Source organism: Lichenibacterium minor (assembly GCF_004137685.1).
In the GTDB taxonomy this organism is placed as follows: Bacteria; Pseudomonadota; Alphaproteobacteria; order Rhizobiales; family Beijerinckiaceae; genus Lichenihabitans; species Lichenihabitans minor.
On sequence record NZ_QYBB01000023.1, the window covers coordinates 18,613 to 44,107 of the forward strand.

Genomic DNA, 25,495 nt, shown 5'->3' on the forward strand with positions numbered 1-25,495 from the left:
CGGTGCGATCGCTCCGGGCGCGGCCCGCCTTCAGCCTTTCGCCGCCAGCTTCCCCTTGAGCGCTTCCGTCGGCGCGAGGTCGGCCGCCGTCTGCCCCCCCTTGTCCCGGAGCGTCCGGTCGGCGCCGCGGCCGAGCAGGAGGTCGACCACCTCGTCGTGACCGAGGCCCGCCGCGATCATCAGCGGCGTGCGGCCGCGGTCGTCGCGCGCGTCGATCGCCCCGCCCTTGTCCAGCAGCAGCTTCACCAGCGCCACGCCGTCGTCGGTCGGCACGTCGTTGGCGTAGCCGGCGGCCCACATCAGCACCGTCAGGCCGTTGCCGTAGGTCGCGTTGACGTCCGCCCCCGCGGCGAGCAGCCGCGTCACCACGGGCGCGAAGCCGCGCGCCGCCGCGTAGAGGATCGCGGTCTTGCCGCTCGCGTCGGCCGTGCCCGTGGCGGCGCCGTGCGCCAGGAGCAGGTCGACCAGGCGGGCGTTGCCGTTGAAGGCGGCGGCCGAGAGCGGCGTGACGCCGGCTCGCCCGGGCGTATTCACGGCGGCGCCGAGCGCCACCAGCGCCGCCGCGGCCTTGAGCCGGTTCTGTTCCACCGCCACGTAGAGCGGCGTGGAGCCTTGGACGTTGCGCTCGTCGACCTCCGCGCCGTGGGCCGCCAGCACCGCGATGGTGCCCTCGTGCCCGCCGCGCGCCGCGTGGGTCAGCGCCGTTCCCCCGGTCCGGTCGCGGGCCGCCACCGAGGCGCCGGCGTCGAGCAGGCGCGTCGCGAGCGCCTCGCAGCCGTCGTCGGCGGCGGCGAACAGCGCCGCGCTGACCTGCGGCGGTTCCAGCTCGGCTCGCTTCGCCTCGTATCGCGCCGTCAGCGCGTCGCAGGTGGAAGCGTCGGCCGCCCGCGCCGGTGCCGCGGGCTGCAGGCAGGCGAGCCAGGCGGCGGCTCCGGCGAACAGGGGCTGGTGGCGCAAGGCGTGTCTCCCTCCGGTGTGGGGCGGCCGGGCCGCCGTCCCGCCCCGTCCCTATAGGCCCCGGCGGATCGAAACCAGGGCGTTTCGCCGGGGACGCCCTTGTGCGGCCCGCGCCGGCATGGTGAGGTCCCGCCCCGTCGAAAGAGAGGGGAACCGCGTCGGATGAGGCCATCGATCGCCGCAGGCTGCCTGTGCCTGCTGCTCCCCGCCGTCGCCCTCGCGGCCGGCAAGAAGGGCACCCAGTTCTGGAACCTCACGGGGGAAACGCTGAGCGAGGTATCGCTCGCGCCGGCCGGCACGAAGGACTTCGGCGCCAACCAGTGCGTCAACGACAAGGACGGCACGGTCGACTTCGACGAGAACCTCCGCATCAAGGGCGTGACGCCCGGCCGCTACGACCTCCGCCTGAAGGACGTGCACGGCCGCACCTGCTATGCCCGGAACGTCGAGGTGAAGACCGACGAGACCTTCTCGGTGCGCGACAAGGACCTGGTGGACTGTGCCGGGTAGCCGCCCGACGCGCGTCGCCGCGGCGATCCTCCTCGCCGCCGCGCTGTCGCCCGCGCCCGCCCGGGCGGCGGGGACCGGCCAGATCTTCGTGTCCAACGAGCGGTCGAGCCAGATCTTCGTGCTGACCCCGGACGGGGACGTCGCGAGCTCCTTCGAAAGCTGCGGGCGCCCGCGGGGCATGCAGTTCACCCCCGACCATGCCCGCCTGCTCGTCGCCTGCGGCAGCGACGACACGATCGCCGCATACGATGTCGCGACCCACAAGCTCGCGAAGCGCTTCCGCGACGTGCCCGATCCGGAAGCCTTCGCGCTGAGCCCCGACGGCCGGAACCTGTACGTGTCCAACGAGGACGACGCCGAGGCCACCGTGATCGACATCGGGACCGGGGCCGTCGTGCAGCGCTATCCCATGGGCGACGAGCCCGAAGGCGTCCTGGCGACGCCGGACGGGAGATACGTCTTCGTGGCGTCGGAGGCCGCCAACCTGGTCCAGGTGATCGACGTGGCGGCGAAGAAGGTCGTCAAGGAGATCGTCACGGCGACGCGCCCGCGCCGCTTCGCCCTCACGCCCGACGCCAAGCGGGTGTGGGTGTCGGACGAGATCGCGGGCCTCGTCGAGATCATCGACGTGTCGACGTTGGCGGTCGTCGGCCAGGTCACCTTCGACGTGCCGGGCCTGCGCCACGACGAGATCACCCCGGTCGACATGGCCATCAGCCGCGACGGCCGGACCGCCTATGTCACGCTCGGCCGGGCCAACCGCGTCGCCGTGGTGGACGTCGCCACGCTGAAGACCACCGATTTCATCCTCACCGGCAAGCGCCCCTGGGGTCTCAGGCTCAGCCGCGACGAGACGCGGCTTTACGTGGCCAATGGCCTGTCCGACGACGTGGCCGTGGTGGACACGGCGGCCCGGAAGGTGATCAAGGCCGTCCCGGTCGGCGTCATCCCCTAAGCGGTGCTGATCGATGAATAGGCTCCCCTCCGCCGCGCTCGGCGCCGCGCTCTTCGGCCTCGCGGCGCTGCCGGCCGCCGCTCAGGAAGCCCCCAGGGTGCCGGCCGGCGCGGCCGACCTCCACGTCGTCTACCTGTCGCGCGAGAACGATCCCGCGTATCAGCCGGTGCGGGCCGAGAACGGCGTGACGGTGCCGACCTTGCCCGACCCCTTTCCCGGCGCCGAACTCGCGATCCGCGACACGCGGGCCACGGCCCGCGCCCTCGACCTCGCCGTGGAGCTCGACCGCCGCGTGCTGCCCGAGGGGGCCCCGGTGGCGGAGGTGGCGGCCGAGATCGCCCGCTCGGGCGCGGTCGCGGTGGTCGCCGACGTGCCGAAGGACGACCTCGTGGCCCTGGCCCGGGCCGTGCCGAAGACTCTGGCGGTGTTCGACGTGCGCCAGCACGACGACGACCTGCGCGCGGGCTTCTGCGACGCGCCGCTGTTTCACCTGTTGCCGTCCGACGCCATGGCGACCGACGCCCTGGCGCAGTTCGTCGTGGGGAAGAACTGGCGCCGTGCCTTCGTGCTCTACGGCCCGCTGCCCGCCGACAAGGCGCTCGCCGACGACTTCGCCGCTTCGGCGAAGAAGTTCGGCGCCAAGGTCGTGGCCGCCAAGCAGTTCGCCATCGGCAACGACCCCCGCCGCCGCGACGAGATCGACGTCTCGCTGATGACCGCCTCGGACGACTACGACGTGGTGTTCCTGGCCGATACGGCGGGCGATTTCGGCCGGTTCGTGCCCTGGCAGCTGTCGCGCCCGCGGCCGGTGATCGGCACCGAGGGCCTGCGCGCCGCGGCCTGGGATCCGCTCGCCGAGCGCTTCGGCGCTCCCCAGGTCAACCACCGCTTCGCCCGCCTCGCCAAGCGCGACATGGACAACGGCGACTGGGCCACCTGGGCAGCGGTGCGCAGCGTCGTCGAGGCGGCGATCCGGCACGGCGCCCGGGACGCGGCCGCGGTGGAGAAGAGCCTCGCCGAGGACGCGACGCCGATCGACCTGTCCAAGGGCGTCGAAAGCTCGTTCCGGCCCTGGGACCACCAGCTCCGGCAGGCCGTGATGCTGCGCTCGGCCGACGCCGTGATCGCTTACGCGCCCTTCGAGCCGTTCCTCCACCGCCGCACGCCGCTCGACACGCTGGGCGTCGACCTCGAGGAGTCGCCGTGCCGGCTGAAATGACGGCGGCCGCCGTGGCGGTGGCGGGCCTGTCGAAGGGCTACGGCCGGGTGAAGGCGCTGGACGACGTCTCGTTCGCGGTGCCGACGGGCTCCGTCACGGCGCTGCTCGGCCTCAACGGCGCCGGCAAGACCACGCTGTTCCAGATCCTCACGGGTCTGTTCGTGGCGGATGCCGGGCGGGTGTCGGTCTTCGGCGACGACATCGCGGCGGCACCCGTGCGGGCGCTCGGCCACATGGGGATCGTGTTCCAGCAGCCGGTGCTCGACCTCGACCTCACCGTGCGCCAGAACCTCGCCTTCCACGCCGGCCTGCACGGCTTGAAGCGGCACCGCGCCGCGGCAGCCATCGCGGCCGGCCTCGCGCGCTTCCGCATCGGCGACCTCGCGGCCCGGCGCGTGCGGGAACTGTCGGGCGGCACGCGCCGCAAGGTCGAGCTGGCCCGCGCCCTGGTGACCTCGCCGCGGTTGCTGCTGCTCGACGAGCCCAGCCAGGGGCTCGACACGCGCAGCCGCTCCGAACTCGTGGCCGACGTCTTCGCGTTGGCGGCGGAGCGCGGCACGACGGTTCTGTGGGCCACCCACCTCGTCGCCGAGGTGGCCGGGGCCGACCGCGTGGTGGTGCTGCACCGCGGGCGCGTCGCGGCCGACGGCACGCCGGCTGAACTCATCGCCGCGGAAGGCGTCGACTCGCTGGAAGCCGCCTTTCTCGCCATCGCGCGCTCCGGCGCAGCGGAGGCGGCCTGATCGCATGTCCCTCACCGTCCTCCTCGCCGTCGTGTGGCGCGAACTCCTGCGCTTCCGCCACCAGACCAGCCGGCTCGTGTCGGCGCTCGTGCGCCCGACGCTGTGGCTCGTGGTCTTCTCGGCCGGCTTCCAGAACGTGCTCGGCATCTCGATCACGCCGCCTTACGGCAGCTACATCACCTACGACGTCTACATGCTGCCGGGCCTGCTCGGCATGGTGCTGCTGTTCCAGGGCATGCAATCGTCGCTCGCCCTGGTGTTCGACCGCGAAGCGGGGATGCTGCGCCTGTTGCTGACGGCGCCCGCGCCGCGCTGGTTCGTGCTGCTGGCCAAGCTCGTCGCCGCCGCCGTGCTGTCCGTGGTGCAGGCCTACGTGTTCCTGGCCGTCGCGGCGCTGTTCGGCGTGGACATGCCCGCCTTGGCTCCGCTCACGCTGCTGCCGGCGCTGGTGCTGGGCGGCTTCGCCCTGGGGTCTGTCGGGCTGCTCCTCACCGTCTACGTCCGGCGGATGGAGAACTTCGCCGGCACCATGAACTTCGTGATCTTTCCGGCCTTCTTTTCCACCGCGCTGTTCCCGATCTGGAAGGTCCAGGACAGCGGCACCGCGTGGATCGTCGACGTGATTCGCCTGAACCCCTTCACATACGTGGTGGAGATGATCCGCTTCGCCGCCTACGGCCGGTTCGACGCCCCGTCCTGGGCCGTGACGGCGGCGGTCGGGCTTTCGGCGTTCCTCCTGTCCGTGCGCGGCTACGATCCCCAGAAGGGCATGCTGGGGCGCAAGCCGCGCAACGAGGGTTGAGGGGACCGCCGATCACCCGCCCACGCGGCAGAGGGATGGCGGGCCCGCTGGCGCGCGGGATCGCCGGAGTCGACCGGGTAGCCGCCCGCCCGGATCAGGGGATCTTCTTGCCGTCCGGCCCGAAGGTCTTGAGATACGCCGTCACGTTGTCGATGTCGCTCTGCTTCGACAGCCCGGCGAAAGCCATCTTGGTGCCTGGAACCTTGGCCTTCGGATCCTTGATGTACTCCTTGAAGGTCGCCTCATCCCAGACGATGTTGGAGTTCTTCATCGCTTCCGAGTAGGAATAGTCGGGGATGGAAGCGGAGTGCCGGCCGATCAGGCCGTTGAGCTGGGGGCCGACCGCGGTGTGGGCGCCCTCGCCGATCTGGTGGCAGGCCTTGCACTTCACGAAGACCTTTTCGCCCAGCGCGGCGTCGCCGGCCGCAGGTGCGTCCTGCGCCCTCGCGGCCCCGACCGACAGCAGCGCCAACATCGCGGCGGCAATTCTCATCGACATGTCCCAGTTCCCGATCTTTCGTCCGACCCGCGGTACGCTGCCGGGTTCGACCGGCGACCCGTCACGGATCTGGAATCATAACAAGGAGCGAGAGGATTTGTCCCGGCCTTTCGCCCCGCTGGCGACGGTCACGGATCGGCCGGGCCCGACGGAACGGCCCGGCGCGGGGCGGATCCATCCCGACCCGCCTCGTCGAGCACATCGGCAGGCCGCGTCACCTCGCGCGTGACATCCGCGCCGAAGCCAGCGGCCTCCGGTGGCCGGGTCCCGGCGTGTGGGATCGTCCGTCTGCCGGCCCCGCGCCGGGCTGCGCTTCGCTGGCGAGATCGGCTTCGGTGGGACGAACCCCGGAGAGCCGGCACAGGCCGAGCCAGGACGGCGCGAAAGGTGGAGATGTGCGACGCGCCCACACGGTCCCGCGGCGACAGCGGTCGAGCCTCGAAGGACGATGGGCGAGATGATTGCGAGTCTGAAGTCCGAACCCGATCAGAAGGGGATCGCGACTTCGAACGACGTCATGTCGTGTGGTGCCCTGGAGAGGACTCGAACCTCCACGGTGTTACCCACTGGTACCTGAAACCAGCGCGTCTACCAATTCCGCCACCAGGGCCTCGACCGCGCTTCTAGGAAGCTGGAGCGCGGCTGTCAACCCGTTTCGGCCGGCGAGGGTGGGGGAGTTCAGCGTCCTCGGGCGACGTCGGCCACGAGTGCCGCCACGGCGTCGATGGCGTCGTCGGCGAGGCCGGCCCAGAGGGGCAGCCGCACCAGCCGCGCGCTGGAATCCTCCGTGACGGGCAGGGGGCCGTTCTGCCGCGCGAAGCGCAGCCCGGCGGGCGCGCTGTGGAGGGGCACGTAATGGAACACGGCACCGATCCCGGCCGCCTTGGTGCGCCTGAGCAGCTCGACGCGCTTGTCCACGCTCGGCATCGTCACGTAGTAGATGTGGGCGTTGTGGGCGCAGATCTGCGGCACCGTCGGCTGGGCGAGCAGCCCTTCGCGCGCCAGCGGCGCCAGGACGCGGTGGTAGCGCTCCCAGGCGCGATGGCGCGCGCGCTGGATCTCGTCGATCTTCTCGAACTGGGCGAGCAGGAAGGCGGCGTTGAGCTCGCTCGGCAGGTAGGACGAGCCGACGTCCACCCAGGTGTACTTGTCGACGCGGCCCTGGAGGAACTTGGTCCGGTTCGTGCCCTTCTCGCGCAGGATGTGGGCGCGGTCGACGAAGCGCTCGTCGTTGATCAGCAGGGCGCCGCCCTCGCCGGCGATCACGTTCTTGGTCTCGTGGAAGCTGACGGCCCCGAGGTGGCCGATGGAGCCGAGCGGCCGGCCGTCGTAGCGCGCCGCCATGCCCTGGGCGGCGTCCTCGAGCACGAACAGGCCGTGGCGGTCCGCGATGGCCATGATTTCGTCCATGGCGGCGGAAACGCCGGCGTAATGGACGACGAAGATGGCGCGCGTGCGCTCCGTGATGGCGGCTTCGATCAGGCGTTCGTCGATGTTCAACGTGTCGGGCCGGATGTCGACGAAGACCGGGACGGCACCCCGCAGCACGGCCGCGTTGGCGGTGGACACGAAGGTGAACGACGGCATGATCACCTCGTCGCCCGGCGCGAGGTCGAACAGCATGGCCGCCATCTCCATCGCGGCCGTGCAGGAATGCGTCAGCAGGGCCTGGCGCGTCCCGGTTTCCCGTTCCAGCCAAGCGTTGCAGCGCTTGGTGAAGGGCCCGTCGCCGCTCAGGTGCCGGTTGCCGATGGCTTCCGCCAGATAGGCGAGTTCGTTGCCGGCCGGCAGCGGCACGTTGAAGGGGATGGGGCCGGCCTGGGTCGCGGGATGGGGTGCCGCGACGGGACCCGGGCTCTGGTGGTCGCTCGAAGACACGGTGGTGGCACGTTCTCGCGGGGAAGGGGGCATGTGCGATCCTTAAACCCGATCGCGCGCCGCGGCCACCCGATCCCGCGGTCGGGGCTCGACGCCGGCCCGGCGCCGGGGCTAGAAGGGTGCCCGCGATCGCGCCGCCGTCGCGTGCGACATCTTTACTTTCCCGCGGCACGCGTCCCCGGATTAAGGAATTATTAACCGTTTCCGTTAACCCTGTGTTGACCGAGTTGTCGCGTTTTCCACGAGGACACCATGCAGCGCAGCACGATCCTGATCGTCGAAGACGATGCCATGCTGCGGGCCGACACCGTGTCGTCGTTGGAGGATGCCGGACTGTCCGTCATCGACCGCGCGGATGCCGACGAAGCTCTGGGCTTCCTGCTGGAAAACGGCACCGACGTCGCGGCCGTGCTGACGGACATCAACATGCCCGGCCATTCGGACGGCGTTCACCTCGCCGAGATGATTTCCCGCCATTGGCCGCACATCGGCGTCGTGGTCACGTCGGGCGGGGCTCGGCCGCTGCGGGACCTGCCGGCGCGGGTCCACTTCATCCCGAAGCCGTGGCGGGCCGAGCAGGTCGTCGCCGCCATGCAGGTGCTCGTCGAGGCCGCCTGAAGTCTCGACGCGCGGGGCCGGCACACCGGGCCCCGTTCAACGCCCGCGGCACCGCCCGCGCTATACACGGCGGCCGCCCTCCACTAGACATCGCACCGATTCTCGTGGAGCGCATGATGGCCGGTTCCGATCTCGCGACCAATGGGCAGGTGACCGTCTTCGGCGCCTCCGGATTCTTGGGGCGCCACGTCGTGCGCGCCCTCGCCCGGGCCGGCTTCCGCGTCATGGCCGGCTGCCGCCGCCCGGACCTCGCCAACTACCTCCAGCCGCTCGGCCGCGTCGGGCAGATCCAGCCCGTCCAGACCAACGTGCGCTACCCGGAATCGCTCGCCGCAGCCCTGCGCCACGCCGAAGTGGCGGTGAACCTCGTCGGCATCCTGTCCGAAAGCGGCGACCAGACCTTCGAGGCGGTGCATGTCGAGGGTGCGCGGGCCATGGCGCGGGCCGCGCGCGACGCCGGCGTGCGACGTTTCGTGCAGGTGTCCGCCATCGGCGCCGATGCCGAATCGAACGCCGTCTACGGCCGCACCAAGGCCCGCGCCGAGGCGGCGGTGCGCGACATCTACCCCGACGCGGTGATCCTGCGGCCGTCGATCGTCTTCGGCCCCGAGGATGACTTCTTCAACCGCTTCGCCGCCATGGCGCGGTTCGCCCCCGCGCTGCCGCTGGTCGGGGGAGGCCACACCCGCTTCCAGCCGGTCTTCGTCGGCGACGTCGCCGATGCCGTGGCGCTGGCCGCCGAAGGCGGGGCCAGGGCCGGAACGGTGTACGAACTCGGCGGCCCGAGCGTCCGGACCTTCAAGGAGCTGATGGAATACGTCCTCGCCACGGTGCAGCGCAGCCGCCCCCTGGTGTCGGTGCCGTTCGGCGCCATGGAAGGGCCGGCCGCCCTCACGGAACGGCTGTCCGGGCTGATGATGGGGCTGTTCCCCAAGACGCTCCTGATGACCCGCGACCAGCTGAAGATGCTCGGCCACGACAACGTGGTGTCGGCCGTCGCCGTCGCGGAAGGCCGCACCCTGCAGGGGCTCGGCAACGAGCCGCGCGCGATGGAATCCGTGGTGCCGTCCTACCTGTACCGCTTCCGCAAGCACGGCCAGTTCGACCGCGACAGCCGCCTCGCGTGAGCGGCCGGGCCCGGGGGTGGATCCACCCCCGGGCTTCGCGCCGTCAGCCCTGGCGCTTGATCGCGAAGGGGCCCGACGCCTGGCAGGTCGGCATCATCTCGACGCGGTTGATGTTGACGTGGCGCGGCAGCGTCACCACCCAGGCCACCGTTTCGGCGATGTCCTCGGAGGTCAGGGGTTCGGTGCCCTTGTAGACCGCCGCCGCCTTGTCGTCGTCGCCCGAAAAGCGGACGTTGCTGAATTCCGTGCCGCCGCACAGGCCAGGCTCGACGTCCGTCACGCGCACGAAGGACCCCACGAGGTCCGCCTTCAGGTTGAGGCTGAACTGCTTCACGAAGGCCTTGGTGCCGCCGTAGACGTGGCCGCCCGGATAAGGGTAGGAGCCCGCCACGGAGCCCAGGTTGACGATGTGGCCGCGGTCCCGCTCCACCATGCCGGGCAGCAGGGCGCGCGTCATGTGGATCAGGCCGGTGACGTTGGTGGCGACCATACGGTCCCACTGCGCCAGGTCGGCCTTCGGGGCCGGGTCGAGGCCGAGGGCGAGCCCCGCATTGTTGACCAGGACGTCGACCTCGCGCCAGCCGTCCGGAAGGCTGCCCGGCAGCGCCGCCACGGCATCGGCGTCGGTGACGTCGAGCACGACGGGCAGCAGCCGCTCGCCGAGTTCGGCTCGAAGGGCGTCGAGCCGGTCGGCGCGGCGGCCCGCCGCGATCACGCGATGGCCGTCGGCCACGAGGCGCTGCGCGATGGCCCGGCCGAAGCCCGAGGTGGCGCCGGTGACGAAGGCGGTGAGGCTCATCGGACGCTCCGCGGCGCGCGAACGAATGGGGTCATGGCGGTCTCTCCTGTGACGTGTTCCGACGCTTGAGGGTTTAGCGCCGCGCCGCGCTGCGGGGATAGGGGCGGCCGCGAAGGCCTACATGGTGGCGCCGATCTGCCAGGGCACGAATTCGGCGTCGCCGTAGCCCAGCGCCTCGGATTTCGTGAGCTCGCCCGACGCGACGGCGAGGATGCGCGCGAAGATGTCCCGGCCCTTGTCGGCGATCGACACGCCGTCGAGCACGTCGCCGCAGTCGACGTCCATGTCATCCGCCATGTGGCGGGCCATGTCGGAGTTGGTCGCGAGCTTGATCGAGGGCGTCGGCTTGCAGCCGTAGGCCGAGCCGCGGCCCGTGGTGAAGCACAGCACGTTGGCGCCGCCCGCGACCTGGCCGGTGGCGGACACGGGGTCGTAGCCGGGCGTGTCCATGAACACGAAGCCGCGCTCGGTCACCCGCTCGGCGTAGCGGTACACGGCCTTGAGGTCGCGGGTGCCGCCCTTGGCGGCGGCGCCGAGCGACTTCTCCAGGATGGTGGTGAGCCCGCCCGCCTTGTTGCCGGGCGACGGGTTGTTGTTCATCTCGCCGCCATTGCGCCGGGTGTAGTCCTCCCACCAGCGGATGGTGTCGACGAGCCTTTCGCCCACCTCCCGCGTCGCGGCGCGCCGCGTCAGCAGGTGCTCGGCGCCGTAGATTTCGGGGGTTTCGCTGAGGATCGCGGTTCCGCCGTGGTCGATGAGCAGGTCGGCGGCGGCGCCGAGCGCCGGGTTGGCGGTGATGCCCGAATAGCCGTCCGAGCCCCCGCACTGCAGGGCCAGCACGAGGTCGGCGGCGGGCATCGTTTCGCGCCGCGCCGCGTCGGCGGCGGGCAGCATCTCGAGGAGGCGTTTGACGCCGTTCTCGACGGTGCGGCGGGTGCCGCCCTCGTCCTGGATCGTCATGGTGCGGAAGCGGTCGCTTTCGCTGAGGCCGTATTCGGACTTCATGCGGCCGATCTGGAACACCTCGCAGCCGAGCCCGACCAGCAGCACGCCCGCGATGTTGGGGTTGGTGGCGTAGCCCCACTGCGTGCGCTTCAGGGCCTCGAACCCTTCGCCCCGGTCGGCCATGCCGCAGCCGGTGCCGTGCACGAGCGGGATGACGCCGTCCACGTGGGGGTAGTCGGCCAGCACGCCGGAACGCTCCACCTCCTTGGCGATGAAGCGCGCCACCGAGGCGGAACAGTTCACCGACGTCAGGATGGCGAGGTAGTTGCGAGTGCCGGCGCGGCCGTCGGCGCGGCGGAACCCCTGGAAGGTCGCCCGCTCCTCGTCGGGCACGAAGCTGTCGAGGCGGGTCGCTCGGCCGAACGCATAGTCGCGGGCGAAGTCCTCGCCCATGGCGAGGTTGTGCTCGTGCACCCAGTCGCCGGGCGCGACGGGGCGCGTCGCGAAGCCGATCACCTGCCCGAACTTCAGCACCGGCTGGCCGACGGCCACGGGCACCGTCGCCATCTTGTGCCCCTTCGGCACGCGCGCCGCCGCGACGACGCCGGACTCGGTGCTGTTTCCCGCCTGCAGCACGTCGAGGGCGACCACGACGTTGTCGTCCGGATGGAGGCGGAGCGTTCGGGCCGTCATGGGTGCTCTCCAAACCGCGCGACCGTGGCGGCGGCGCCGTCGCGCAGCAGAGACGACAAGGCCGCCACCACGGCGCCGGTGAAGCGGGGCTCGGCCGGCAGGTCGGAACCGAACACGGATGTCATGCCGAACAGCGCGCCGGCGAGCGCGCCCGCGTCCGCGGCGTCGGCCGTGCGGCGGCGAAGCTCGTCGGCCAGCGGATCGCGCAGGTCGATCGGCTCCCCGCGCTCGTCCCGACCCCGGGCGTAGCACATCCACGCGGCGACGCCGAGGGCGAGCCGGTCGATCGAGGCGCCGGCGGCCAAACGGTCGCGCACCGTGCCGAGCAGGCGCTGCGGCAGCTTCTGGGTGCCGTCCATGGCGATCTGCCAGGTGCGGTGGCGCAGCGCCGGGTTGCGGAAGCGCGCGACGAGTTCCTCCCCATAGGCGGCGGGGTCGAGGCCCGGCACCGGGGGCAGGGTGGGGGCGACCTCTGCACCCATCAGGCCGCGGACCAGGGCGGCGAAGCCCGGCGCCGCCAGGGTGTCGGCGACGGTCTCGTGCCCGGCGAGGTAGCCGAGGTAGGCCAGGGTCGAATGGCTGCCGTTCAGCATGCGCAGCTTGGCGAGTTCGAAGGGCGCGACGTCGGACACGAAGGTCGCGCCGGCCCTGTCCCAGGCGGGGCGGCCCAGGGCGAAATCGTCCTCGATGACCCATTGGGTAAAAGGTTCGGTCGGCACCGGCCAGGCATCGGACAGGCCGAGGGCCGCCGAGATGCCGTCCCGATCGGCCTCGGCCGTGGCCGGCACGATGCGGTCGACCATGGTGAACGGGCAGCGCAGCTCCGCCGCCACGGCGCGGCCGAGCGCGGGATCGCGCAGCTCGGCGAAGCGGACGAGCACGCGGCGCAGCGTGGCCCCGTTGTGGGGGAGGTTGTCGCAGCAGAGCGCGGTGAAGAAGGGCAGGCCGGCGGCGCGCCGGCGGCGCAGGGCCTCGACGACGAAGCCCGGCGCCGAACGGGGCGCGTCGGGATGGGCGAGGTCGTGGAGAACGTCCGGGTGCCGCTCGTCGAGGTCGCCCGTCGCCGGCGAATGGCAGTAGCCCTTCTCGGTGACGGTGAGCGACACGATGCGGGTGTCGGGGGCGCTCATGATCGTCAGCAGGGCGTCGGGGTCCTCCGGGGCGACGAGCAGGCGCGTCACGGCACCGATCACCTGCAGGCGCTCGGCCGCGGCGTCGCGGATCGCGAGGGCGTAGAGGCCGTCCTGAGGGGCGAGCGCGTCGCGCGTGTCGGGCGAGCGGAGCGACGCGCCGGCGATGCCCCAGCGCGCGTCGCCCGCCGCCAGCACGGCGTCGGTGTAGGCCGCCATGTGGGCGCGGTGGAAGGCGCCGATGCCGAGGTGGACGATGCCGGTCCGGAGCGACGAGCGGTCGTAGGCGGGGCGGCCCACGGCCGCGGGGAGGCGGCCGAGGGTGGCTTGGGACAGGCGGTCCATCGTCCGATCCGCCATCAATGCGCTCCCTGCGTCTTGGCCCGCGCCACGATCTGCGTCGGGTTGACGAAGCGCAGCGCCAGCAGCAGCCACACCAGCGTGGTGACCATGTAGACCACCGCCATCACGTCGACCTCCTGGCCGGCGCGGACGCCCGACGCGAAGACGGCGTAGTAGAGCGCCACCACGAGGGTCTGGCTCGTCGGGCCGGAGGTGAGGAAGGTCAGCTCGAACATCGCCACGGTCCGCACCAGCACGAGCAGCAGCGCCGCCAGCACGCCGGGGAGGAGCAGCGGCAGCAGCACGCGGATGAAGAGCTGCCACGTCGACGCGCCGAACACCCGCGCGGCGGCCTCGACCCGGGGGTCGATCTGCTCGATGAAGGGGATCATCACCAGCACGACGAAGGGCACCGCGGGGACGAGGTTCGCCAGCACCACGCCGGCGAAGGAGCCGCCGAGCCCGACCCGGTAGAGCAGCGTCGCCATGGGGATGCCGTAGGTCAGCGGCGGCACCAGCAGCGGCAGCAGGAACACCAGCGTGGCGGCCCGCTTGCCCGGGAAGTCTCGGCGCGCCAGGGCGTAGGCGGCCGTGACGCCGAGCGCCCCCGAGATCAGCACCACGGCGCCCACGACCTGGAAGGTGACGACGAGCACGTCGGTGAGGCCGAACTCGTCCCACGCGTCGGCATACCAGTGGGCCGTGAACCCCGCGGGCAGCCAGGTGCCGAGCCAGCGGGTGGACAGGCTGTCGATCACCACGGTGGCGATGAGCGCCAGGAGGTTCAGCACGAAGACCACCACGACGGCCCACACGGCCGTGCGCCACAGCTTCGACCCGATGCCGGTGTCGCGGATCATCCCTTGGTGCCTCCGACAGGGCCGCGGTAGAACAGCGAGCGGGCGCCCAGCGCCAGCAGCACCACGACGAGCTGCACGGCGCCCATCACCATGGCGATGGCGGAGCCCAGCGACGCGTCGTAGCGCTCGAAGGCCGCCTGGTAGGCCGCGATGGAGATGACGTGGGTGGACCCCGCCGGCGCGCCGAGCAGCACCGCCGACGGGAAGACCGCGAAGGCCTGGACGAACGACAGGCAGAACGTCACGGCCAGCCCCGGCACGAGCAGGGGCAGGAAGATGCGGCCGAAGCGCCGCGCCGCGCCGGCGCCGAGGGTCGCGGCCGCATGTTCCAGCGCGGGGTCGATGCCGCTGACGTAGCTGAGCGTCAGCAGGAACGTGAACGGGAAGCCCGTGATCACCAGCGAAGCGAACACGCCCCAATAATTGTTGGTGAGCTTCAGCGGCGCGCCGATGACGTGGAGCGCCAGGAGCGTGCGGTTGAACCAGCCCTGCGGCCCGAGGTAGGTCAGCAGGCCCTGCGCGACCAGCACCGTGCCCAGCGTGACGGGCAGAACCAGGATGGTGGTGAGCAGCCTCTGGTTGGACATCAGCCGCACGCGAAAGGCGATGGGCACCGCGAGCAGGATGTTCAGCAGCGTCGTCGGGATCGCCAGGACCAGGGTGTTCCACACCGTTTCGCGCAGGAACGGGTCTGAGAAGAACGTCCGGTAGCTGGCGGTGAACGGGCCCACCTTGGGCTGCAGCGACAGAACGAGCCCGTAGACGAAGGGGTAGACGAACAGCGCCACGATCGCGAGCAGCGCCGGCACGACCAGCATCGTGGTGCCGTCGATGCCCCGCGCGGCGAGCCGGACCCGCAGCGGGACCGCGGTCGGGCGCCCCGCCGGCACGGCGGTCACGCGCCGCTCCCGGCGAAGACAAGGATCTGGTCCGGGCGGGCACCGAGCGTCACGCGCTCGCCCGTCGAAACGGGACGGTCCGAGCGGAAGAACAGCTCCGTGCCGTCGATCGCCTGGGCGGCCCCGAAGAAGGCGCGGCCGCGATACTCGCTGATCCGCACCGTGGCGACCACGCCGGAGGTCCCGGCCACGAGGTCCTCGGGCCGCACCATCAGGGTCACGGGGTCGCCGGGCGACACGGGCGCGCGCACCGACACTTCCAGGCGAGCCCCGCAGGCTTCCACGGACGCGCGGCCGTTCGAGGCCGACACGACCCGGCCCGCGAGCTTGGAGCGGTAGCCCATGAACTCGGCTACGTCGGCGTGGGCCGGGCGCTCGTAGAGTTCCTCGGGCGTCCCGGTCTGGCGGATGAGGCCGTCGCGCATCACCACGATGCGATCGGCCATCGACAGGGCCTCGTCCTGGTCGTGGGTGACGTAGATCGTGGTGGAGCCGATGGCCTCGTGGATGCGGCGGATCTCGGCGCGCATCTCGAGGCGCAGCTTGGCATCGAGGTTGGACAGCGGCTCGTCCATCAGCACCACGGGCGGCCGGATCACGATGGCGCGGGCGATGGCCACCCGCTGCTGCTGCCCGCCGGACATCTGGCCCGGAAGCTTGTCGGCCTGGGCGCTGAGGCGCACCAGCGCCAAGGCCTCGTCGATGCGCTTCTCCGCTTCCCGGCGGGGCACGCGCTGCATGGCGAGGCCGAAGCCCACGTTGCGCCGCGCGTTCATGTGCGGAAACAGCGCGTAGCTTTGGAACACCATGCCGAAGCCGCGGCGCTCGGGCGGCAGCTCGTCGATGCGGCGGTCCCCCAGCGAGATCGTGCCGGCCGACAGCGGCTGCAGCCCCGCGATGCAGTTCAGCGCCGTGGTCTTGCCGCAGCCCGACGGGCCGAGCAGCGCCACGAATTCGCCGGGGCGGATCTCGAGGTCGAGGCCCTTCAGAGCCTGGAATCCGCCGAAGTCGCGCCGGAGCCCGGCGAGGCGCAGGGCCTCGCCGGAAGGTGCCGGGCGGGGCGGCGGGGCGTCGCGGGTGCTGGCCATCGTCATGGTCATGGAGGTCAGCCCTTGCCGGCGCCGATGCGCTGGTCCCACAGGGTAAAGGCCGACACCATGCTCTTCGCGTCGAGCGGCACTTCGAGCGGGTGGTCGGCGATCAGCGCGTCGTAGTCCGGCCGGCCGAAGGTGCGGATGGCCTCCTGCGAGTCTTCGGGCGCCATGTCGAGCGTCACGCCCTTCACGGCCGGGCCCGGGTAGAAATAGCCCTGGTCGTAGGCATAGGCCTGCTGCTTCGGCTGCAGCATGAAGCCCATGAGGTCGATCAGCACGGCGAGCTTGTCGTCCGACACGCCCTTCGGCACCACCATGTAATGGGCGTCCGTCACCCAATGGAAGTTCTGCAGCGCCCCCACGGCGGCCTCCTTCGGCACGATGCCGAGCACGCGCGGGTTGATGTCCCATCCCGTGGTCGAGACGATGATGTCGCGCGTGCCCTCGCCGAGCTCCTTCATGGTCTGGGTGGTGCCGGCGGGGTAGTATTCGATGTTATCGCCCAGGGCCTTGAGGTAGTCCCAGGTCTTGGACCAGCCGTTGGCGGGATCGCGCGGGTCGGTGTCGCCCAGGATGTAGGGCAGGCCCATCAGCCACGTGCGGCCGGGCCCGGAGTTCGATGGCCGCGCGTAGATGAACTTGTTCTTGTTCTGGCGGGTGTAGTCGAGCAGCTCGGCCGCGGTCTTCGGCATCGCCTTGACCCGGTCCGGCATGTATTCGAGCAGCGGCCCGGAAGGGTAGTAGCTCACCACGCGGCCGTGATCGGCCGCGATGGCCTGCATCTTCAGGGCCTGCGGCAGGTACACGTCGGACGGCTTCGGCAGGTCTGCGGCATAGGGCGCGAGGTCGAGCCAGATGCCCTGGTCGAGCCCGGCCGACAGGGCGTCCGGTCCCGTCAGCACGAGGTCGATGTCCATGTGATCCGCGTCCTGCTGCGCCTTGATCTTGGCGGGCAGCTCGGGCGCCGGGGCCTTGGTGAAGACGAAGCGCGACACGACGTTCGGCTTCGCCTTGCGGTAGGACTCGATGGCCTTCTGCGTCAGCGCCAGGTTGCCCGCCACATCCACCACCGTGAGCGTGACGGGGCTCTTCGGCAGGGGCGGGGCCGCCCAGGCCCGGCCGGGCAGCAGCCCCGCCGCCGAAACCGCGCCGAGGCCGCCCAGAACCCGCCTGCGATCCACCATCTCATCCCCCATCGCTGACGCCTTCTCACGAGGCGTGCCGTCGTTTCGGTGTCGTCTCCGCCGTCCCGGGCGATCGCTCGTCCGCGACGGGTCGTGCCGGCCGGCGGTCGGCGCCAACCGCCCGTGTCACAGCCTGTAGGCCGCCTTGGCGAGCCCGTAGGCGAGGTCGTGGGCCAGGTCGTGGGCCTCGTCCTCGTCCAGCCGGTGCTCGGCGACGAGGCGCGCCAGGTGACCGCAGTCGATCCGGCGCGCCATGTCGTGGCGCGCCGGGATCGACAGGTAGGCGCGGGTGTCGTCGTTGAAGCCGACCGTGTTGGCGAAGCCCGCCGTTTCGGTGGCGATCTCGCGGAAACGCCGCATCCCGTCCGGGCTGTCGAAGAACCACCAGGGCGGCCCGAGGCGCAGCGCGGGGTAGTGCCCGGCCAGCGGCGCCAGCTCGCGGCCGTACTGGGCCTCGTCAAGCGTGAACAGCACCAGCGTCAGGCGCGGGTCGTTGCCGAAGCGGTCGAGCAGCGGCTTCAGGGCGTGGACGTAGCCGGTCGGCTGCGGGATGTCGGCACCCTTGTCGAGGCCGAAGCGGGCGAAGACCTGGGGGTTGTGGTTGCGCACCGAACCCGGGTGGAGCTGCATCGTCAGCCCGTCCTCGACGCTCATGCCGGCCATCTCGGTCAACATCTGGGCGCGGAACAGCTCGGCATCCTCCGCCGAAACCGGTCCGGCCATCACGCGGTCGAACAGCGCCGACGCTTCCGCGGCACCAAGGTCGGCGGTGCGGGCGGTCGGGTGGCCGTGGTCGGTCGCGGTGGCGCCGAGCGACCGGAAGAAGGCCCGCCGCGCCCGATGCGCCGCGAGGGAGCCCGACCAGGTGACGGGCTCGCCCGCCAGCGCGCAGAGCCGGGCGACGTCCTCCCTGAAGGTCGCCCGGTCGGGGTCGACCACGGCGTCCGGGCGGTACGTCGGCAGCACGCGGCCGCTCCAGCCGCAATCGCGCAGGGCGGCATGGTGGTGGAGGTCGTCGAGCGCGGCGTCGGTGGTCGCGATCGCCTCGATGCCGAAGCGCTCGTAGAGGGCGCGCGGCCGAAGCTCCGGCCGGCCGATCGCGTCCGCGATGGCGTCGTAGAGGCGGTCGGCGTTGCCCGGCGTGAGGCGCTCGTCAATGCCGAACACGGTTTCCAGCGCGTGCTCGAACCACAGCCGCGTGGGCGTGCCGCGGAACAGGGGGTAGTGCCGCGCGAAGAGCCGCCAGATGGCCCGCCCGTCCGTTTCCGTCGGCCCACCGTCGCGCCGCGGCACGCCGAGGGCTTCGAGCGGCACGCCCTGGGAATACAGCATGCGGAACACGTAGTGGTCCGGCACCACGAAGAGCTGCGCGGGGTCCGGGAACGCCCGGTCCTCGGCGTACCAGGCCGGCTCGGTGTGGCCGTGCGGCGACAGGATCGGCAGCCCCGACACCGCGCCGTAGAGCCGGCGTGCGATGCCGCGGGTCCCGGGGTCGACGGGGAGCAGCCTGTCGGGGTGGAGGGCCATGGCGCGTTTCCGATGCGGACCCTGGTCGATCCGCTTGGCGACCATGAACAACTGATATACTAGTATGTCAATAGGGGGTGGAACGATGGAGGGGAGCGTGTCCGGCAAGGGCGCCGTCGCGCGCGGGCGGCAGGCCGGGATCCGGTGTCCGGCGACCCGGGCCGGGAGCCCCATGACGGCGGCGGGCGCGATCGCGACCGCGTTGCGCGACGACATCGTCGGCATGGCGATCCTGCCCCGCACGCCGCTGCGCGATGCGGCGCTCTGCGAACGGTTCGGCACGAGCCGCACGCCGGTGCGCGAAGCTCTGATTCGCCTCGGCGAGGAGGGGCTCGTCGACATCCTGCCGCAGTCCGGCACCTTCGTGTCGCGCATCCCGCTCGACGCCATCCCGGAAGCCGTCCTGGTGCGCCAGGCCCTCGAAGGGGTGACGGTGGAGGGCGCGGCGGCCCGGGGCGGGAGTGCCGCGGCGGCCCGGCTCGACGCCGCCATCGGCGCGCAGCGGCAGCTCGCGCTGCGCGGCGACACGCGCGGGTTCCACGAAGCCGACGAGGCGTTCCACGAGGCCATCGCGCTGCTCGCGGGCCACCCGAACATCTGGCGGCTGCTGCGCCAGGTGAAGGTGCAGCTCGACCGCGCGCGCCGCCTCACCCTGCCGGCGCTGGGCCGCATGGACCAGGTGATCGCCGAGCACGCAACGATTCGCGACGCCGTGGCGGCGGGCGACGCCGGCCGTGCGAGGTCCGCCATGACGGCGCATCTCGGCGTGGTGGTGCCGGACGTCGCGCGCCTGCGCGACCTCCACCCCGATTTTTTCATCTGAAGGAGCAGGCATGCGGCAGGGTTGGAGATGGTACGGGCCGGACGCTTTCGTTTCGCTCGACGACGTGCGCCAGGCCGGCGCGACCGACATCGTGTCGGCGCTGCACGCCGTGCCGATCGGCGAAGCCTGGTCCCGCGCCGCGGTGGCGGAGCGCAAGCAGCTCATCGAGGCCACGCCCCCCGGCCGCACGCCGCTCCGCTGGTCCTGCGTCGAAAGCATCCCGATCCCGGACGCGGTGAAGCGCCGCGGCGGCGCGGCCAAGGCCGAGATCGAGAGCTGGATCGCCTCGCTCGAAGCGGTGGCGGACTGCGAGATCGACACGATCTGCTACAACTTCATGCCGGTGGTCGACTGGACGCGCACCGACATCGACCACGTGCTGCCGACCGGCGCGACCGCGATGCGCTTCGACCAGGACCGCTTCGCCGCCTTCGACCTCCACATCCTGCGCCGCCCCGGCGCCGAGGCGGACTATTCCGAAGCCGATCGGGCGCGGGCGCGGGCCGCCTTCGACGCCATGCCGGACGAGGGCGTCGCCGAGCTGACCCGGACCATCGCGTCGGCGCTGCCCGGATCGACGACGGAGCCCATGACGGTGGACGGGTTCCGCGACAAGCTCGACCAATATCGCGAGGTCGACGCCGCGCGGCTGCGCCGGCACCTGATCGAGTTCCTCGCCGCCGTGACCCCCGCCGCGGAAGCGCGCGGCGTGACGCTGACGCTGCACCCGGACGACCCGCCGCGCCCGCTGTTCGGCCTGCCGCGCGTGGCCTCGACGGGCGACGACTATGCGGCGCTGTTCGAGGCCGTGCCGTCGCGGGCGAACGGCATGTGCTTCTGCACCGGGTCGCTCGGCGTGCGGGCCGACAACGACCTGCCCGCCATCGCCCGCCGCTTCGCGGACCGGATCGGCTTCGCGCACCTTCGGGCGACGAAGCGCGAAGCCGACCCGCGCTCGTTCCACGAATCCGATCACCTCGACGGGGACGTCGACATGGTGGCGGTGCTGCGCGAGCTGGTGGCGGCCGAGGGGCGTCGGGGGGGCCCGATCCTGTTCCGCCCCGACCACGGCCACCGCATGCTCGACGACCTCGCCAAACCCGTCAGCCCCGGCTACCCCGCGATCGGGCGCTTGAAGGGTCTTGCGGAGCTGCGCGGCATCCTCCACGCGATCGGGGCGAAGCCGCACGCCTGACCACCGCGCCTCAGGGATACAGGCGCTGCTTGGCCCAGGGGCCTTCCGTGCCGCCGCGGCGGAACACGATCCGGTCGTGCAAGCGGTTGGCGCGGTCGGCCCAGAACTCGATCTGGTACGGCTTGACGCGGAAGCCGTGCCAATAGGCGGGGCGGGGGATGGGCCGGTCGCGGTAGTCCGCTTCGAGCGCGGCCACGCGGTCTTCCAGCGTCGCGCGGCTGTCGAGCGGGCGCGACTGCTGGCTCGCGATGGCGCCGATGCGGGAGCGGGGGTGCCGGCTGTCGAAGTAGGCGTCGGATTCGGCGTCGGACACGGATTCCACCGACCCGCGCACGCGGATCTGGCGGTTCAGGCTCTTCCAGTAGAGGACGAAGGCCGCTTCGGCATGTGCGGCCAGCTCCTCGCCCTTGGCGCTTTCGGCGTTGGTGTAGAAGGTGAAGCCGCGCGGGTCCTTGCCCTTGAGCAACACGGTGCGGACGTCCGGCCGCCCGTCGCGGTCCACCGTGGCGAGCTGGATCGCGTTGGGGTCGCGCGGCTCGCTGGCCGTCGCTTCCGCCATCCAGGCGTCGAACAGGGCGTCGGGGTCGTCCGAAAGGGTGAAGTCACCCGAATTTAACGCGCTCACGCTAAGTCCTTCCGTGTCGTTGCGGGTGGGGGGGGGCGGGCGGTGAAGCGAAGGTTGCGTTGCCGTCCCCGGGACCCCCACACCGATCTAATCCGCCCCCCGGAGCCGAACAACCGCGCGCGGCATCGCGTCGGCGGTGCGGCCTGCCGGTGCGCCGCGGTGGCGCTCCTGGCCGTCGCGACCTCGGCCTGCTCGCTGTCGATCCCGATCTCCGGCATCGAGGCCGACGACACGCCGACGGGTGGCATCGACCGCACCGTCGCGCTGCTGTCGCCCTCGCTCGACCGGGAAGACCTGCGTCGCGCCCGCGCCGCCATGGCGGTGGCGCTCGATCCCCAGGGCGACGGCGCGCGCTCCGCGTGGCGGAACGCGCAGACCGGCTCCCACGGCGCCTTCACGGCCGCGGCCCCGCCCTTCGCGGACCACGACCGCGTGTGCCGTCGCTTCTCCGGCGAGGTGACGCCGCTCGGCGGAAAGGAACGGCGCCTGTCGGGCTCGGCGTGCCGCGACGGGGACGGAACCTGGGTGATGCGGGCGGGAGAAAGCGGCAAAGCCTGAGCGGACGCGCGTCGATCGGCCCGCGCCATCCTGCCGAGCGCCGGCCGCGCGGCTTGCTGCCGCGGGCTTTCGGCCCCATGTCCAGCGCGACAGGTTTCTCGACGCGCCGCACCGGCGCGCGCCCGCCACGAGTCACGAGATGCGCGATCCCTACACGGTCCTCGGCGTTTCCAAGTCGGCCGACGCCGCCGAGGTCAAGAAGGCGTTCCGCAAGCTCGCCAAGAAATACCACCCCGACCAGAGCAAGGAGCCCAAGGCCAAGGAGCGGTTCACCGAGGTGAACAGCGCCTACGAGATCCTGGGCGACGAGGCCAAGCGCAGGCAGTTCGATGCCGGCGAGATCGACGCCGAAGGCAAGCCCCGCTACGGCGGCTTCGCGGGCGGGCAGGGGGCCGGCGGCTTCGACGCCGGTGACTTCGGCGGCGGCTCGCCCTTCGGCCGGGGTGGCGGGCGCGCAGGCGGCTTCGACCCATCGGACATCTTCGACATGCTCAACGGCGGCATGCGGGGCGGCCGCCGCGCCGCGCCGCAGCCGACCCGGGGCGAAGACGTGACGGCGTCCGTCGCGGTGCCGCTCGAGGATGCCGTCAAGGGCGGCACCGCGCGGGTGACGCTGCCCACGGGCCGGACGCTGGACGTCAGGATCCCCGCCGGGATCGAGGAGGGCAAGGCCATCCGGCTGAAGGGCCAGGGCCACGACAGCCCCACCGGCGGCGCCGCCGGCGACGCCCTGGTGACGGTGCGCTACGCACCCCACCGGCAGTTCCACATCGAGGGGCGCGACCTCAGGCTCGACCTGCCCGTGACCCTCTACGAGGCGGTGCTGGGCGGCACGGTCCCGGTCGCCACGCTCGACGGGACGGTCGAGATCACCTTGCCGCCCGGCGCCAACAAGGGCCGCACCTTGCGGCTGCGCGGCAAGGGGATGCCCGGCCCGAACGGCGCCGGCGACCTCCTGGTCACGCCGCGGGTCGCCCTGCCGGAACGGCCTGACGCCGATCTCGAAGCCCTCGCCAAGCGGTGGCGCGACGAGCACCCCTACGACCCGCGCGCCGTCAAGGTCTAGGGCGGATCGGCGGCTCCCCCGGCAGGGCGCCGCGTTCGGGTCGCGACCCGCTCGGCCTCACGCCGCCGGGCGATGGGTGCGGCGCGTGGACCTCGCGGGGCTTTCGGCCGGCGCGTCGGGGTCGAGCGCCGGCAGGGCGTCGATGACGCGCTCGGGCGGCAGGATCACGATGACCTCCGTGCCCTCGCGCACGCGGGACTTGATGGTGAACGAGCCGCCGTGCAGCTCCACCAGCCCCTTCACGATGGGCAGGCCGAGGCCCGACCCTTCCTCGGCGTTCTTCTGCGCCAGCGTGCCCCGACCGAAGGACGACATGACGATCGGGATCTCGGCCTCGGGGATGCCCGGGCCCGTGTCGCGGATCGCGAAATACTGGCCGCCCTGCGCCGTCCAGCCGACCTTGACCGTCACGGTTCCGCCCTGGGGCGTGAACTTGATGGCGTTGGAGAGCAGGTTCAGGACCACCTGCCGGATGGCGCGCTCGTCGGCCCAGATGGGCGGCAGGCTCGGCTCGATCATCTCGGTGACGGTGATCTCGCGCTTGGACGCGCGCAGCATGAGCAGGTGCTGGCAATCCTCGGCGATCAGCGCCAGCGAGGTCGGCTCCTCCTTCAGGTCGTAGCGGCCCGCCTCGACGCGCGACAGGTCCAGGATCTCGTTGATCAGCATCAGCAGGTGCTGGCCGCTCGAATGGATGTCGGCGGAATAGTCGCGGTAGACCGGCACGCTGTGCTGGCCGAAGAGCTCGCCCTTCATCACCTCGGAGAACCCCAGGATGGCGTTGAGCGGCGTGCGCAGCTCGTGGCTCATGGTGGCGAGGAAGCGGCTCTTGGCGAGGCTCGCCTCCTCGGCGCGGCGCCGCGCTTCGTCCGAATTGAGCTTGGACTGTTCGAGCTCGACGATGAGCGCGTCCTTTTCGGCCTGGAACGACAGCGTGGCGAGCGTCGTGGAATGCAGGCGCGCCGCCAGCACCGCGAAGCACAGCTGCGCCACGCCCGCCACCGCCAGCACGGGCAGGAACTGGTAGCCGACCGCGGGACGGGCGTAGAGGGCGACGCCCAACGTCATGGGGATCAGGCCCGCGTAGACGGCCGCCGGCACGGGGGCCGACATCATCGCCGTCATGGCGCCGACGAGGAGGAGCACGAACAGCACGAAGGTTTGCGCCGCGGAATCGTGCGCCCCGATCACCAGGAACACGCTCGCCGCCCAGGCGATGCCCCGCAGGGCCTCGGCGGCCGCGAAGCCGCGCGTCCAGCGCAGCACCCGGCCGTGGACCTGCGGCTGCCGCAGGAACAGCCGGGCCGACACGGCGACGAGCAGGATCGCGAGCAGCGTCGTGCCGAGCCACGCCGCCGCGGCGACGGACGGCACCCACAGCGACAGGACGCCGGCGGTCGCGCACGCCAGCACCGCCTCGGCGATCGTGGCGCCGCGCCGGCCGGCGGCGAAGAGGCGGAGGAGCTCGAGGTCGAAGGCGTGCCGTCCGGTGCCGGACGAGGTGAGCCTTTCGCGCGCTTCCCGCATCTTCGACGCGGTGCGGCGGCGCTGCAGGGACGTGTCGCCGTCGGAGCCGCGGCCGCGCTCGATCATCTCCGCGGTCACCTCGTCCATGGTTCGACACACTCACCGACGCGATACGCCTCATCGACACGATGGGGGGGAAAGCTTAATGGAGGGCTCACGCGGGTCTCACGATTGCCACCGAACGGCCATCCGACCATCTCACCGCCGCCGTGTCGCCCTCGTGGCGAGGGCGGGCCCTCCGGCTCCGACCGACCGCCTTATCCACAAGTATCGCCATGGATCCCGACGCCGACGCGCTCCCCTTCCCGGCGTTGACGGAAGCGATGCGGCGGTGCCGGATCTGCGTCGAGCGCCCCCGCATCGCGCCGCTGCCCCACGAGCCGCGCCCCATCTTCCAGGTCGACGCTGGCGTGCGGTTGGTCATCGCCAGTCAGGCGCCGGGCATCCGCGCCCACGTGAGCGGCGTGCCGTTCCAGGACCCGTCCGGCGTGCGCCTCCGGCAATGGATGGCGCTGGACGAGGCGCGGTTCTACGATCCCCGGCGCGTCGCGATCCTGCCGATGGGCTTCTGCTTCCCCGGCCACGACGCCCAGAAGGGGGACCTGCCGCCGCGGCCGGAATGCCGCCCGGCATGGCACGATGCCGTCTTCGCCGGGCTGCCCGCCGTCGAAACCATCCTGGCCATCGGGCTTCACGCCATCCGCTACCACGCCCCGCGCCTCGGCGTCCCGCGGCCGGCCGGGCAGGGGCTCGGCGAAACGGTGGCGGACTGGCGCCGCTACTTCGAGCGCCCCGCGCCCCGCATGCTGCCGATGCCTCACCCGTCCTGGCGCAACAGCGCGTGGCTGAAGCGAAACCCGTGGTTCGAGGCCGAACTGCTTCCCGTGCTGCGCGCCGAGGTGCGGCGGCTGGCATGACGG

General features: G+C 71.9%; 25 protein-coding genes and 1 tRNA gene. 12 read left to right on the forward strand and 14 right to left on the reverse strand.

Features of this window, described 5'->3' with window-relative positions; all coding sequences use genetic code 11:
- Positions 1–30: 30 nt before the first annotated feature.
- Complete coding sequence (locus D3273_RS17910; RefSeq protein ID WP_129228261.1) at positions 31–957, reverse strand: ankyrin repeat domain-containing protein; 927 nt, start codon at positions 955–957, stop codon at positions 31–33.
- Positions 958–1,119: 162 nt separating this feature from the next.
- On the opposite strand from D3273_RS17910, the gene D3273_RS17915 reads away from it, so the two are divergent.
- The 5 genes from D3273_RS17915 to D3273_RS17935 are packed head-to-tail and all read left to right on the forward strand — an operon-like array spanning position 1,120 to position 5,186.
- A complete protein-coding gene (locus D3273_RS17915) occupies positions 1,120–1,467 on the forward strand; it encodes a hypothetical protein (protein ID WP_129228262.1) in 348 nt (115 codons plus the stop codon).
- Positions 1,457–2,422 carry a PQQ-dependent catabolism-associated beta-propeller protein gene (locus tag D3273_RS17920; protein WP_129228263.1) on the forward strand — a complete coding sequence of 322 codons (966 nt, stop codon included), beginning with the start codon at positions 1,457–1,459 and terminating at the stop codon, positions 2,420–2,422. The genes D3273_RS17915 and D3273_RS17920 overlap by 11 nt, the downstream gene beginning before the upstream one ends.
- Before the next feature lie 13 nt (positions 2,423–2,435).
- On the forward strand, positions 2,436–3,641 hold the full coding sequence (locus D3273_RS17925) for a type 1 periplasmic-binding domain-containing protein (RefSeq protein WP_129228264.1): 1,206 nt from the start codon (positions 2,436–2,438) through the stop codon (positions 3,639–3,641).
- On the forward strand, positions 3,626–4,384 hold the full coding sequence (locus D3273_RS17930; protein ID WP_245501252.1) for an ATP-binding cassette domain-containing protein: 759 nt from the start codon (positions 3,626–3,628) through the stop codon (positions 4,382–4,384). Before D3273_RS17925 ends, D3273_RS17930 begins: the two co-directional genes overlap by 16 nt.
- Positions 4,385–4,388: 4 nt before the next feature.
- Positions 4,389–5,186: an ABC transporter permease gene (locus D3273_RS17935; protein WP_129228265.1), complete on the forward strand. Its 798-nt coding sequence runs from the start codon at positions 4,389–4,391 to the stop codon at positions 5,184–5,186.
- A gap of 94 nt (positions 5,187–5,280) precedes the next feature.
- Here D3273_RS17935 and D3273_RS17940 read toward each other — a convergent pair whose 3' ends face one another.
- The 3 genes from D3273_RS17940 to rffA all read right to left on the reverse strand — a co-directional run bounded on the left by D3273_RS17940 (position 5,281) and on the right by rffA (position 7,494).
- Positions 5,281–5,685, reverse strand: coding sequence for a c-type cytochrome (locus tag D3273_RS17940; RefSeq protein ID WP_129228266.1), 405 nt, complete (start codon positions 5,683–5,685; stop codon positions 5,281–5,283).
- Positions 5,686–6,210: 525 nt separating this feature from the next.
- Positions 6,211–6,295 (reverse strand) — tRNA-Leu (locus D3273_RS17945).
- A gap of 68 nt (positions 6,296–6,363) precedes the next feature.
- Positions 6,364–7,494, reverse strand: coding sequence for a dTDP-4-amino-4,6-dideoxygalactose transaminase (gene rffA / locus D3273_RS17950; RefSeq protein ID WP_245501259.1), 1,131 nt, complete (start codon positions 7,492–7,494; stop codon positions 6,364–6,366).
- A gap of 321 nt (positions 7,495–7,815) precedes the next feature.
- Here rffA and D3273_RS17955 point away from each other — a divergent pair, with 321 nt between their 5' ends.
- Both D3273_RS17955 and D3273_RS17960 read left to right on the forward strand, forming a co-directional pair.
- Positions 7,816–8,181 carry a response regulator gene (locus D3273_RS17955; RefSeq protein WP_129228268.1) on the forward strand — a complete coding sequence of 122 codons (366 nt, stop codon included), beginning with the start codon at positions 7,816–7,818 and terminating at the stop codon, positions 8,179–8,181.
- A gap of 116 nt (positions 8,182–8,297) precedes the next feature.
- Positions 8,298–9,308, forward strand: a complete 1,011-nt coding sequence (locus tag D3273_RS17960; RefSeq protein ID WP_129228269.1) for a complex I NDUFA9 subunit family protein — start codon at positions 8,298–8,300, stop codon at positions 9,306–9,308.
- A 43-nt stretch (positions 9,309–9,351) separates the two neighbouring features.
- Here D3273_RS17960 and D3273_RS17965 read toward each other — a convergent pair whose 3' ends face one another.
- From D3273_RS17965 to uxaC, 8 genes are all read right to left on the reverse strand, one after another.
- The gene (locus D3273_RS17965) at positions 9,352–10,107 is read right to left on the reverse strand and encodes an SDR family oxidoreductase (RefSeq protein WP_129228270.1); all 756 of its coding nucleotides are present in this window, start codon (positions 10,105–10,107) and stop codon (positions 9,352–9,354) included.
- 117 nt (positions 10,108–10,224) lie between these two features.
- Positions 10,225–11,745: a UxaA family hydrolase gene (locus D3273_RS17970; RefSeq protein WP_129228271.1), complete on the reverse strand. Its 1,521-nt coding sequence runs from the start codon at positions 11,743–11,745 to the stop codon at positions 10,225–10,227.
- Positions 11,742–13,235: a mannitol dehydrogenase family protein gene (locus D3273_RS17975; protein ID WP_245501253.1), complete on the reverse strand. Its 1,494-nt coding sequence runs from the start codon at positions 13,233–13,235 to the stop codon at positions 11,742–11,744. Before D3273_RS17975 ends, D3273_RS17970 begins: the two co-directional genes overlap by 4 nt.
- Positions 13,235–14,077, reverse strand: coding sequence for an ABC transporter permease (locus tag D3273_RS17980; RefSeq protein WP_129228272.1), 843 nt, complete (start codon positions 14,075–14,077; stop codon positions 13,235–13,237). The genes D3273_RS17975 and D3273_RS17980 overlap by 1 nt, the downstream gene beginning before the upstream one ends.
- The gene (locus D3273_RS17985) at positions 14,074–14,895 is read right to left on the reverse strand and encodes an ABC transporter permease (RefSeq protein WP_129228320.1); all 822 of its coding nucleotides are present in this window, start codon (positions 14,893–14,895) and stop codon (positions 14,074–14,076) included. Before D3273_RS17985 ends, D3273_RS17980 begins: the two co-directional genes overlap by 4 nt.
- Before the next feature lie 77 nt (positions 14,896–14,972).
- A complete protein-coding gene (locus D3273_RS17990) occupies positions 14,973–16,070 on the reverse strand; it encodes an ABC transporter ATP-binding protein (RefSeq protein WP_245501260.1) in 1,098 nt (365 codons plus the stop codon).
- Between the two features lie 11 nt (positions 16,071–16,081).
- Entirely contained in the window at positions 16,082–17,254 is a 1,173-nt protein-coding gene (locus tag D3273_RS17995; protein WP_129228273.1) for an extracellular solute-binding protein, read from the reverse strand.
- Positions 17,255–17,380: 126 nt separating this feature from the next.
- Positions 17,381–18,781: a glucuronate isomerase gene (gene uxaC / locus D3273_RS18000; protein ID WP_129228274.1), complete on the reverse strand. Its 1,401-nt coding sequence runs from the start codon at positions 18,779–18,781 to the stop codon at positions 17,381–17,383.
- A 172-nt stretch (positions 18,782–18,953) separates the two neighbouring features.
- On the opposite strand from uxaC, the gene D3273_RS18005 reads away from it, so the two are divergent.
- Complete coding sequence (locus D3273_RS18005; RefSeq protein ID WP_245501254.1) at positions 18,954–19,604, forward strand: GntR family transcriptional regulator; 651 nt, start codon at positions 18,954–18,956, stop codon at positions 19,602–19,604.
- A 10-nt stretch (positions 19,605–19,614) separates the two neighbouring features.
- Entirely contained in the window at positions 19,615–20,799 is a 1,185-nt protein-coding gene (gene uxuA / locus D3273_RS18010) for a mannonate dehydratase (RefSeq protein ID WP_129228276.1), read from the forward strand.
- A gap of 10 nt (positions 20,800–20,809) precedes the next feature.
- Here the strand turns inward: uxuA and pdxH are convergent, their stop codons facing one another.
- Entirely contained in the window at positions 20,810–21,424 is a 615-nt protein-coding gene (gene pdxH / locus D3273_RS18015) for a pyridoxamine 5'-phosphate oxidase (RefSeq protein WP_281011322.1), read from the reverse strand.
- 159 nt (positions 21,425–21,583) lie between these two features.
- Between pdxH and D3273_RS18020 the strand changes: the two genes are divergently transcribed.
- Positions 21,584–21,982, forward strand: a complete 399-nt coding sequence (locus D3273_RS18020) for an RT0821/Lpp0805 family surface protein (RefSeq protein WP_165359551.1) — start codon at positions 21,584–21,586, stop codon at positions 21,980–21,982.
- A 139-nt stretch (positions 21,983–22,121) separates the two neighbouring features.
- Entirely contained in the window at positions 22,122–23,048 is a 927-nt protein-coding gene (locus D3273_RS18025; RefSeq protein WP_129228278.1) for a DnaJ C-terminal domain-containing protein, read from the forward strand.
- A 57-nt stretch (positions 23,049–23,105) separates the two neighbouring features.
- Here D3273_RS18025 and D3273_RS18030 read toward each other — a convergent pair whose 3' ends face one another.
- Positions 23,106–24,662: a sensor histidine kinase gene (locus D3273_RS18030; RefSeq protein ID WP_129228279.1), complete on the reverse strand. Its 1,557-nt coding sequence runs from the start codon at positions 24,660–24,662 to the stop codon at positions 23,106–23,108.
- 188 nt (positions 24,663–24,850) lie between these two features.
- On the opposite strand from D3273_RS18030, the gene D3273_RS18035 reads away from it, so the two are divergent.
- Complete coding sequence (locus D3273_RS18035) at positions 24,851–25,492, forward strand: uracil-DNA glycosylase family protein (RefSeq protein ID WP_129228280.1); 642 nt, start codon at positions 24,851–24,853, stop codon at positions 25,490–25,492.
- The last annotated feature ends 3 nt before the right edge of the window (positions 25,493–25,495 follow it).